The organism is Pantoea sp. A4 (genome assembly GCF_000295955.2).
GTDB lineage: Bacteria > Pseudomonadota > Gammaproteobacteria > Enterobacterales > Enterobacteriaceae > Pantoea > Pantoea multigeneris.
In genome coordinates this window covers 209,654-219,674 of record NZ_ALXE01000027.1, presented here as the reverse complement: position 1 = coordinate 219,674, position 10,021 = coordinate 209,654, and the positions used below count along the sequence as shown (strand labels likewise).

The following is a 10,021-nucleotide window of genomic DNA, read 5'->3' as shown; positions in this document are numbered from 1 at the left end:
AGCCCCGTCCGTTCCGCCACTTTATTGAATAGCCCTGACAGAGATGTCAGGGCTTTTTCATTTTGCGCTTTAAAGTGATGTTTTAAGAGCTGTAACCACCGCTTATCGTTAGCATGATCTTGTTTTGAAGCTTCTGCTAACTGCCAGAACCGCACTTCATAGTGCACATTCTCGCCATACTGCTTGCCTTCTCCTCTCTTTTCCTTCAGACCAGATGTTACTTCGGGTTAATTATCCGCAAAACATCATGCTGAATCTCCTGAACGCCCATTGAAAGCCAGTGTCATAGCTCTTATAACAGGAAGAGCGAAACAACTATCACCAACTCCAGGCGGAAACGTGCGAAAGAAAACCTATGCCATGCGTTATGTGGCAGGACAACCAGCAGAACGGATCTCTCCCCCTAATGCGATGTTGCATATGGGGCAGGGACTACCACCTGGAGCGCCTCTGCCTGCACATCCGCAGCTTAAAGTCCTGGTGTGGAATATTTTCAAACAACAGCGCAGCGACTGGATGTCAGTGTTACAGGGCTTTGGTAAAGATGCGCACTTAGTTCTGCTTCAGGAAGCACAAACCACCCCTGAATTGATCCACTTTGCCACCAGCAACTACCTTGCGGCCGATCAGGTGCCCGCTTTTGTCCTGCCCCAGCACCCCTCTGGCGTCATGACACTGGCTTCGGCACATCCCGTCTATTGCTGCCCGTTGCGTGAGCGAGAGCCGCTGTTGAGGCTGGCTAAATCAGCCTTAGTCACGGCCTATCCGCTGCCAACAGGGGAGATGCTGATGGTGGTAAACATCCATGCAATCAATTTTAGTCTTGGTATTGATGTTTATAGCAAGCAACTGGGGCCGATCGGTGAACAGATCGTACATCATCGTGGCCCGGTGATCATGGCAGGGGATTTCAATGCATGGAGTCGTCAGCGTATCAATGCGCTGTACCGCTTTGCTCAGGAGATGGGGTTGGAAGAGGTCATGTTTGCTCACGATCATCGACGCACCGCTTTTGGCCGCCCGCTGGATTTTGTGTTCTATCGCGATATGAAAGTCAGTGAAGCGTCTGTGCTGGTAACACAGGCCTCAGACCATAATCCTTTACTCGTGGAATTCCTTTCTCAAGGCGTCATCTGATTTGCCGTAAGGCTGCACGGCAGAATGACAATAGGATGAAAAACGTGATGTGCTTGCCCTGATGAACCGTTCAGAGGTGAGACTGGCTGAGGGAAGATAAATAAAAACAGGCTATCCCACAGAGACAGAGGAACGCAGAAAGAGAAAAGGCTGACAAATGTCAGCCTTTTCGCGTCATCAGGTATCTGGTGTTGAGCTATTATTAACATACAACGTCAGCTTATCGCCGGGTTGGATGTTATGCGCGTTGCTTAGCACACTGTTCCAGCGCATCACGTCTTTAATATTAACGCCGTGACGTTGCGCAATACTGGCAAGAGAATCACCCTTACGAACACGATAGGTGATGCTGTTGCCGTTATCAGCCAGCTTGGTGCCACTATCGCCAACAGTCAGAGTCTGACCTGGACGTAAAGCTGCACTGCGCAGGTTATTTTGCTGTTTCAGTGTTGCTACGCTGACGCCAAGCTTACTGGCAATGCCAGACAAGGTGTCACCGCTTCGTACCTTATAACTGCTGCCTGCACCGCTGGACGTCGTATTACTCGCCAGTTGCGTCGGCTGTACCGCTGCAATATCGCCTGAAGCTAATGAGCTACGTAGCTGAGCAACATTTGCCTTGGGAACCATAATGTAATGGGGACCGTTTGGCGCGGTTGCGTTGCCTTTGTAGCCGGTGTTAAAGCTCTTCAGCTTATTCACTGAAATGCCAGCCATTTCGGCTGCCTGAGTCAGTTTGATCTGCTGTCCTACTTCAACACGTGCCAGTGCTCGGCTTTCGTTCGCGGTTGGCAGTTTAACGCCATACTGCTTGCTGTTTTTGAGGATTTCACTCAACGCCAGCATTTTTGGTACATAAACTTCGGTCTCGCGTGGCAGAGAAAGATGCCAGAAGTCAGCGGGCTTACCGCGCGCCTTGTTCTGTTTCACTGCCTTGAGCACACGTCCTTCACCGCTGTTATAGGCGGCTACGGTTAATAACCAGTCGCCGTCAAACATCTTGTTCAGACGTTGCATCATGTCTAGCGCAACCTTTGTTGAGGCAACCACATCGCGGCGTCCGTCATACCATTGGTTTTGCTTAAGACCGTAGTTTCTCCCCGTGGCTGACACAATCTGCCAAATGCCTGCGGCATTGGCGCTTGATGTCGCGTGAGGATTAAAAGCGCTCTCCACTATGGGTAGCAGTACCAGTTCCATCGGCATTTTACGTTTATGTATCTGCTCGACTATCCAGTACATATACGGCTCTGCCCGTAATGTTACATCGTGGAGATAGCTCTTGTTTTTCAGGTACTTCTGTTTCTGTTCGCGGATCCGGCTGTTTTCCGGGATCCCCATCTTCAACTCGTCACTAATGAAATTCCAGAGATCGGTATCTTCTGCGAGGCCTGTTCCATCATCCTGCCATCGCGGCGATAATAACTGCTCTCCGTACTTTCCGTTTTCACCTTGACCAGCTGAAGACAGACTCTGGGCATGCTGTTCGGGGATATTGGCGTCATTCCTTGATGCCTGACATCCAACCAGCAAGACCGAGGCGAGTAATATCGCTTTAGCCTTCATATGTGTGTCAATAGTTCGCTTAAAAGACGAGCAACTATACGTTACGAACTACCTCAACACAACCAGAAATATCAAAAATGATCTTTCTTCTCGCGTAGAACCGCAAAAGTTTGCCAGACGGGATGTTGTGCTGCATCAACTCCAATAGTTCTTTGTAAATCAATATCTTGTGTGCGCAAAAATAAATTTATTTGCCGTTCGTGCCCCAGTTTTGTGGGCAAACTAATGCCATTTTTAGCACGTAAGTCCTTAATTTTCTGATACTCCGCCAAAATTTGTGGGTCTTGCGGCATAATTGCACTGGCAAACTTCATATTGGATAAAGTGTATTCGTGCGCGGCACAAACCAGGGTTTCATCGTCATATTTACTAAGCTTTTGTATTGAATCATACATTTGTTGCGGAGTGCCTTCGAAAATACGGCCGCAGCCGCCAGAAAACAGCGTATCACCACAAAAAAGATAAGGCTTACTGTAATATGAGATATGTCCTAAAGTGTGTCCGGGCGTCGAAATAACCTCGAATTTCAGGCCAAGTAAGTCAAATTCATCGCCCTCAGTGACGATTTTTTGTGCCCCTTTGCTGCGTGTTTCCTCCGGACCGTACACTACCAACTGTGGATAGTGCCGCAGCAATTCTGCCACTCCTCCGACATGATCGTTGTGGTGATGGGTCAGGAGAATGGCCACCGGCAACCAGCCATTAGAGGCGATTTTTTCCAGAACGGGCTGGGCTTCACCTGGGTCAACAATGATGCAATGCTGGTGGTCATCTGTCAGCGTCCAGATGTAGTTATCCTGCAACGCGGGAATGCTGGTAAGATTCATAATCACCTCTCCAAGGCCGTAAAACGAGAATAGTAAAGCATGAAGTCTGCAAAAACTTGCCAGAAACTGACTGCCCCGGTCTCCTGGCGCGATATGCCGTGGGGAAACTATTTCAGTGCTGCTCTTACGCAAAATCTCCAGCCTTACCTCGGAAAGCTCTATGGCTTTCATATGCTTAAGCTTGGCAGCCTCAGCGCAGAGATCAATACCGAAAACTGCGCCATTTCACATCAGGTGAATGTTGGGCCCGAAGGTGAGGAGATGCAGGTGATAGCCCGGCTGGATCAACTGCCGTTTGAGTCCCGTTCAGTAGATGCTTGTCTGTTGGTTCATACGCTTGCCTGGAGTCAGGACCCTCACCGGGTGCTGCGCGAGGTTGATCGCGTATTAATTGATGATGGCTGGATGGTGATCAGTGGTTTTAATCCCTTTAGCCTGCTCGGGATCAGCAAGCTGGTGCCGTGGGTGGGGCGTAAAGCACCGTGGAGCGGTAGGATGTTCAGCCAGATGCGTTTGCTCGACTGGTTGAGCCTGCTTAATTATGAGGTGGTGTACCGGACACGTTTTCAGGTACTGCCGTGGCATCGGGAAGGCGGGAAGCTCATTAGTGCTCATCTTCCCGCGCTTGGCTGCCTGAATATTGTGCTGGCGCGTAAACGGACGCTACCGCTAACACCGGGCAAGGCTAAAAAGCCCCTGGGCCAGCCTCAATTGCGGCCTGCGGTAAATGCGACACGCCAGTTACGTGAAAGCAGCGATCAGGATTCCGGACGGTAGCCAATATCTTCAGATTGCGGGTTAGATGCAGCGGCGCGAGCCAGCTCATCGCAGCGCTCATTCTCCGGGTGGCCGGCATGACCCTTAACCCACTCCCATTGAATTTTGTGTTGACCGAGGGCGGCATCAAGACGCTGCCACAGGTCGACGTTTTTAACCGGCTTTTTATCGGCCGTTTTCCAGCCGCGTTTTTTCCAGTTATGGATCCAACTGGTAATACCCTGACGCACATACTGGCTATCGGTACTCAGTATGACCGAGCAAGGTTGAGTAAGTGCTTCCAGGGAGACAATCGCGGCCATCAACTCCATACGATTATTGGTGGTAAGATGAAAACCAGCACTGAAGGTTTTTTCGTGCTGTTGATAGCGCATAATTGCGCCATAACCGCCGGGACCAGGATTACCAAGACAGGAACCGTCGGTGAAAATTTCTACCTGTTTAAGCATCTCTGGTAGACTTCCTCGACTGATAAAAACGCCAAGTCTGACATAAACGGATAGCATGAGCACTGTAAATAACCGCCAAATCATTCTCGATACTGAAACCACCGGCATGAACATGATCGGCGTGCACTATGAAGGGCACCGCATCATTGAGATTGGCGCTGTGGAGGTGATCAACCGCCGTCTGACCGGTAATAACTTCCATATTTACCTCAAGCCAGATCGTCTGGTCGATCCGGAAGCGTTTGGCGTACACGGCATCGCAGATGAGTTTCTGGCAGACAAACCCAGCTTCAGTGATGTTGCCGATGAGTTTCTTGAGTACATTCGTGGGGCCGAACTGGTCATCCATAATGCCTCGTTCGATATCGGCTTCATGGACTACGAGTTCAGCCTGCTTAAGCGTGGCATCGCGAAAACCGATACCTTCTGCAAAGTTACCGATAGCCTGGCAATGGCGCGTAAGCTCTTTCCGGGCAAGCGAAACAGCCTCGATGCGCTGTGCTCACGTTATGAAATAGACAACAGCAAACGTACTTTGCACGGCGCACTGCTCGATGCCGAAATTCTGTCTGAAGTCTTCCTGACCATGACGGGTGGGCAAACGTCACTGGTGTTTGCCCATGACAGTGACAGGGCCGAGCAGACAGGTGGGGATGAAATTCAGCGCGTGGTGCGTTCTGCTTCCGCTTTGCGTGTGGTTAAGGCTAGTGAAGATGAAATGGTGGCCCATGAGTCACGTCTCGATCTGGTACTAAAAAAGGGCGGTAGCTGCCTGTGGCGCGGTTAATTAGCGCGTAATTGCAGATAAAAAGCACGAAAAGAAGAAAAAAGAAGCAAGTGATTCATCTGGTGAAGAAAAAGCATTGACGGGTTCGGCACTCACGATTAATATTCGCCTCGTTCTCGACGGGGAACACAGCGCGGAGCGGTAGTTCAGTTGGTTAGAATACCTGCCTGTCACGCAGGGGGTCGCGGGTTCGAGCCCCGTCCGTTCCGCCAAATATCTAACAAAGCCGATTCAGAAATGAATCGGCTTTGTGCTTTTTGTTATCCGGCTTTTTGCCACAGTACGCTCATCGCCTGCTCAAGCTGCTTAAACATGACAAAGCGCTCCTGATGGAAGGCGATGTGCTGTTCATCCGGTTGAATGATGCCCGGCCGCAGTTGAACTGCTGCCGCAACGCCCTCAGCCAGGCCTGGCCATAATCCCACACCGACGCCCGCACAAATTGCCGCACCCAGCGCGCCGGTTTCCTGGCACTCCGCCACCTGAACAGGCATGGCCAGCACATCAGCAAACATTTGTGGCCAGATGCAACTGCGAGCCGCGCCACCAGAGAGCGTCACTTGATGAAAGTCGATACCTGCCGCGCGTAAACGGTCAATATGCGCGTGATGTGCGAAGGTCACGCCTTCAAACAGGGCAAACAGCATATCTGCTCGCGTATGCCAGCCGCTGAGTCCGTAAAAGCCAGCTTTGGCACATTCGCCTTTGCGGCCCGACCATAAATAGGGGTGATAGAGCGGTAGCTGTGATGATCGGGCGACATGGGCCACGCTGTCGCTACAGCGCTGAGCACCCTGGCCGCCGCGCCCGTCGTCAAACTCACGAATAAACCAATCCAGATTTGCCGCCGAGGTGGCGCTGGCTTCAATCGCCATAAAGCGATCGCGTTCAATCATCGAATTCATAAAAATGGGGCGACGATAGTGCGGCTTGTCGACCACCACCTGATTGATGCTCCAGGTCCCTGCCACAATTGAGGCCTGGCCGCAGTTCACCACGCCCGATCCGACGGCGCTGGCAACCACATCAAACATCCCGGCAACCACGGGGGTTCCAGCTAATAAGCCGGTATGTGCTGCGGCCTGAGGCGTGACATAGCCAATAACGTCACTGGACTCATGCAGCGGTGGTAAAGCAGGCAGAATATCTTCAATCTCATACAGCGCCAGCAGCTCGCGATCGTAGCCACGTACGGCATAATCGATAAGCCCTGCACCGGCAGCATCGGAATAGTCCGCTGAAAATGCGCCACTGAGATAGTGGGCAATCACATCTTTGGCGCATAGCACCGTACCGATCTGGCGGTACACATCAAGCTGGTAGCGCTTTAGCCAGCTAAGTAATACTGGGGTGGAGGCCGCCCAGGGCTGTTGCAGGGATCGACGATAGATTTCCGCGCTGCGCACTGGCTCAGCCAGCTCATGGGCTAACTCGATGGCGCGATTATCAATCGACTGAATGCCAATCAGCGGCTGCTGCTGGCGATCCAGCGCATACAGGCCATTGCCATGTCCGGTCGCCCCGACAGCAATAATCTCGCCCCGTCCTGCTCCAGCTTGCTGTAGACAGCGCTGAATGGCCTGCTCAACGCCATGCCAGATATCCGTTATCGGACGCTCGGCAAAGCCAGCCTGCGGCTGATGGGTTTCGCCTGCGCACTCGCCGGTCGCGATGACTTTTCCGCTGGTATCAAACAGTATGGCTTTAATCATGGTATTACCGGCATCAATGCCGAGAATCTGGCTCATGGCTAACCCCGCAATCTTGTTGATGCGGCGCACCGCTTAAGCGCCGGGAGCTGATTTATTCACTGCGTAGGTAGAGATCGAGGGCTTCTGCTCCCGTTACGCCTTGATGAATAATAGCCATCAACGCGCGTACTACCCGTGCTGGATTTTGATGTTGATAAACGTTACGGCCATACACCATGCCGCTGGCACCCTGTGCCATCAGGCGGGCGCTTTTTTCTAACACTGCGCCTATTTCACCTTTGCCCCCGCCGCGCACCAGCGTCGGGCAGCGCGCCGCTTCCACCACGCGATAGAAGTCATCTGGGTTATCGGTAGGATCGGCTTTGATGATATCGGCCCCCAGTTCACGCGCCAGGCGCACTAGCGGCACAATTTTTTCCACGTCGCCCAGCGAGCCGTAGGCGGCACCTTGTCCGGCAGGGGCCATCACCAGAGGTTCAATCATTAATGGCATCCCATAACGTTCGCAGGCATGGCGCAGACGGCCAATGTTCTCCACACACTGACGGAAGATGCCCGGCTCATCAGGGATAAGATAGAGATTGACCACCACCGCAGCAGCATCTTGTTGCAGTGCCGCGAGGATCGGCGCTTCCGGGTTATGTAACACGGCCCACATTTCGCGATGGCGTGCCTGGTTGTAGGCATTGCCCACATCGGTACGCAGTACCAGTGCCGGTTTGCTGCCCGCGTGCTGTTGCAGTAAGTCGGCCTGCCCATAGTTCACCTGAATGGCATCGGGCTGGGCGTTAATCAGGTTGCGCATCACCTGCGTGATATCTTCCAGGCCGAGCAGAAAATCCGGTTCATTAGCAATACCGTGGTCAATCGCCACGTCCAGGCATTTGCCATGCTGAAACAACCGGTTCATGCGCACTTTACTGAGGTGTGACATCCGCTATCTCCTGAAGATTAAGGTGTTTAAAGACACATTGATGCTGTTGCTCCAGCCGGGTGCGGCAGGTCTCGACTTGCTGCTGGCGCTGGGTTTCACTCCAGCCCAGTTCGGTGGCGAGCAACTGACTGATCTCTTCCATCGTGGTTTGCGTAAGCGTGCCGCTCATGGCCAGTGAAGTACGGCGCACCAGCAGGTCTTCCAGCTGCATCACGTGTTCATGACGCGTCAGAAACAGCAGTTCGCTGGCACTGTAATCTGGTTGGCTACGGAGGGGCTGGTCATCCTGCTGCAACAGCGGCAGCATCAACAGAATGCGGCTGCCATAGCGCTGCACCAGCTGTTCAATACGGGGGAGTGGGAGTGCGGAATGGCGCACCAGCTGCTGTAACCACTGCTCGCGAGCTGGCCCTTGTGGGAGCTGTCTGCCACCGCCAATCGCGCGGTCTTCAGTGGAGTGCAGGCGGGGCTTGTTCAGGCGCAGTAATACCGCGTCTGCTGCCTGTTCACCGAAGCGACGGAACGTGGTCCATTTCCCGCCCACCAGGCTCAGAGTGGGAAAAGGCTGCTGGGCATCGGCTTCCTGAACCACAATGGCATGATTGCGTGAGATGCGGCCATTAACGCTGGCACTGCTGGCAGGCAGGGGGCGCACGCCGCAGAAGCTGTAAATCACATCGTCGTCATTGACGGTAAAATGCGGGAAGACAAAACGTAACGAGTTCAGAATGTAGGCGCGTTCCTCGGGGGTACATACCGCGTGGTCAGGATCGTCAGTACGGATATCCGTCGAACCCACCAGAACATGACCAAACCACGGGAACATAATACAGACGCGGCCCTCCTGGTTTTCAAAATAGACCATCTCATCGCCCAACTCCGTCAGCAAATGGGGATGATGCAAAATCAGATGTGATCCTTTGGTCCCCCCCATCAGGTGCGAAGGGCGCTGCAGCGTAGTGTTGAGTTGATCAATCCACGCGCCGCTGGCATTGACCAGCACTTCGGGCCGCAACAGGAAACGTTGTCCGCTCAGGCGATCTTCCAGCTCAATCGCACCATTGTGGATGCCGATAGCTGCCATATAGTTGAGGGCGAGTGCATCGGGGCAATTTTGCTCTCCCTCTTCAATCAGTTCGATACCGAGTCTTTCCGGCGCGCTGATCCAGGCATCGTAATAGCTGGCGCTACAGCGCACCCAGTCGGCAAAGCCGGGCCAGCGCGCACGCGTAGCCTGCTGACCAGACAGCCGGTGTCTGGGCATTGATGATGAACCCGCTGTGTAGAGATCGTAGAGCATCAGGCCGGTTTTTATCAGCAGTGCGCCACGGCGGCTCGGCCGCTCACTCAGGCGGAAAAAGCGTTTAACGGCGTTGATCAGTCCGCTGTGCCAGTTCTCAATGGGCACCGTAGTGCGCAGAGGAAAAACATAATGCGGGGCGTTTTTTAACAGGCGATTGCGCTCCTGGACCGACTCTTTCACCAGACCAAATTCGCCACTTTCCAGATAGCGCAGCCCACCGTGAATCATGCGCGAAAGCGCACCGCTGGCGGCCTGGCACCAGTCGTCTTTTTCCACCAACACCGCCGGAATGCCTTGCAAGGTCAGTTCACGCCAGGTGCTGATGCCATTGATGCCACCGCCAACAATCAGCACTGGCACCTTATTGCGCAGCTGAAGTTCGGCCAGCCGTGTGGCGCGAGATTTACCGTGATGCATAATCAGCTCCCTGCCAGAGAAAAAAATAATGTCTTAAGCAGGTATAAGAGACAAGCGGCGACAGGGCCAAAAAGTCGGCGGGTAATGTTATTAAAATGTGAACATGATCGGG

9 protein-coding genes and 1 tRNA gene are annotated in these 10,021 nt (G+C 53.1%); 4 read left to right on the top strand and 6 right to left on the bottom strand.

Annotated elements, in window-relative coordinates:
• Nucleotides 1-339: 339 nt before the first annotated feature.
• The gene (locus B880_RS0113865; protein WP_026042645.1) at nucleotides 340-1,137 is read left to right on the top strand and encodes an endonuclease/exonuclease/phosphatase family protein; all 798 of its coding nucleotides are present in this window, start codon (nucleotides 340-342) and stop codon (nucleotides 1,135-1,137) included.
• A gap of 177 nt (nucleotides 1,138-1,314) precedes the next feature.
• Here the strand turns inward: B880_RS0113865 and mltD are convergent, their stop codons facing one another.
• Together mltD and gloB are read right to left on the bottom strand one after the other, a co-directional pair.
• Nucleotides 1,315-2,703 carry a murein transglycosylase D gene (mltD, locus tag B880_RS0113860; RefSeq protein ID WP_026042644.1) on the bottom strand — a complete coding sequence of 463 codons (1,389 nt, stop codon included), beginning with the start codon at nucleotides 2,701-2,703 and terminating at the stop codon, nucleotides 1,315-1,317.
• 71 nt (nucleotides 2,704-2,774) lie between these two features.
• Nucleotides 2,775-3,530 (bottom strand): hydroxyacylglutathione hydrolase, encoded by a 756-nt coding sequence (gene gloB / locus B880_RS0113855; protein ID WP_017348028.1) that lies wholly within the window; start codon nucleotides 3,528-3,530, stop codon nucleotides 2,775-2,777.
• A gap of 39 nt (nucleotides 3,531-3,569) precedes the next feature.
• Between gloB and B880_RS0113850 the strand changes: the two genes are divergently transcribed.
• A complete protein-coding gene (locus tag B880_RS0113850) occupies nucleotides 3,570-4,307 on the top strand; it encodes a class I SAM-dependent methyltransferase (protein WP_017348027.1) in 738 nt (245 codons plus the stop codon).
• Here B880_RS0113850 and rnhA read toward each other — a convergent pair.
• A complete protein-coding gene (gene rnhA, locus B880_RS0113845; protein ID WP_017348026.1) occupies nucleotides 4,289-4,756 on the bottom strand; it encodes a ribonuclease HI in 468 nt (155 codons plus the stop codon). The two genes, B880_RS0113850 and rnhA, sit on opposite strands and share 19 nt — an antisense overlap.
• Nucleotides 4,757-4,811: 55 nt before the next feature.
• On the opposite strand from rnhA, the gene dnaQ reads away from it, so the two are divergent.
• Together dnaQ and B880_RS0113835 are read left to right on the top strand one after the other, a co-directional pair.
• Nucleotides 4,812-5,543, top strand: coding sequence for a DNA polymerase III subunit epsilon (dnaQ, locus tag B880_RS0113840; protein WP_017348025.1), 732 nt, complete (start codon nucleotides 4,812-4,814; stop codon nucleotides 5,541-5,543).
• 135 nt (nucleotides 5,544-5,678) lie between these two features.
• Nucleotides 5,679-5,755, top strand: a tRNA-Asp gene (locus B880_RS0113835).
• A gap of 48 nt (nucleotides 5,756-5,803) precedes the next feature.
• Here the strand turns inward: B880_RS0113835 and B880_RS0113830 are convergent.
• The 3 genes from B880_RS0113830 to B880_RS0113820 are packed head-to-tail and all read right to left on the bottom strand — an operon-like array spanning nucleotide 5,804 to nucleotide 9,909.
• Nucleotides 5,804-7,291: an FGGY-family carbohydrate kinase gene (locus tag B880_RS0113830; protein ID WP_026042642.1), complete on the bottom strand. Its 1,488-nt coding sequence runs from the start codon at nucleotides 7,289-7,291 to the stop codon at nucleotides 5,804-5,806.
• A gap of 55 nt (nucleotides 7,292-7,346) precedes the next feature.
• Nucleotides 7,347-8,189 (bottom strand): class I fructose-bisphosphate aldolase, encoded by an 843-nt coding sequence (locus tag B880_RS0113825; protein ID WP_017348023.1) that lies wholly within the window; start codon nucleotides 8,187-8,189, stop codon nucleotides 7,347-7,349.
• Nucleotides 8,173-9,909, bottom strand: coding sequence for a glycerol-3-phosphate dehydrogenase/oxidase (locus B880_RS0113820; RefSeq protein WP_017348022.1), 1,737 nt, complete (start codon nucleotides 9,907-9,909; stop codon nucleotides 8,173-8,175). Before B880_RS0113820 ends, B880_RS0113825 begins: the two co-directional genes overlap by 17 nt.
• Between the last annotated feature and the right edge of the window lie 112 nt (nucleotides 9,910-10,021).

What these genes read in the sequence shown, in the direction of transcription:
- mltD (WP_026042644.1), bottom strand. Translation starts at nt 2,703, where the DNA reads ATGAAGGCTAAAGCGATATTACTCGCCTCGGTCTTGCTGGTTGGATGT.
- gloB (WP_017348028.1), bottom strand. Translation starts at nt 3,530, where the DNA reads ATGAATCTTACCAGCATTCCCGCGTTGCAGGATAACTACATCTGGACG.
- B880_RS0113850 (WP_017348027.1), top strand. Translation starts at nt 3,570, where the DNA reads ATGAAGTCTGCAAAAACTTGCCAGAAACTGACTGCCCCGGTCTCCTGG.
- rnhA (WP_017348026.1), bottom strand. Translation starts at nt 4,756, where the DNA reads ATGCTTAAACAGGTAGAAATTTTCACCGACGGTTCCTGTCTTGGTAAT.
- dnaQ (WP_017348025.1), top strand. Translation starts at nt 4,812, where the DNA reads ATGAGCACTGTAAATAACCGCCAAATCATTCTCGATACTGAAACCACC.
- B880_RS0113830 (WP_026042642.1), bottom strand. Translation starts at nt 7,291, where the DNA reads ATGAGCCAGATTCTCGGCATTGATGCCGGTAATACCATGATTAAAGCC.
- B880_RS0113825 (WP_017348023.1), bottom strand. Translation starts at nt 8,189, where the DNA reads ATGTCACACCTCAGTAAAGTGCGCATGAACCGGTTGTTTCAGCATGGC.
- B880_RS0113820 (WP_017348022.1), bottom strand. Translation starts at nt 9,909, where the DNA reads ATGCATCACGGTAAATCTCGCGCCACACGGCTGGCCGAACTTCAGCTG.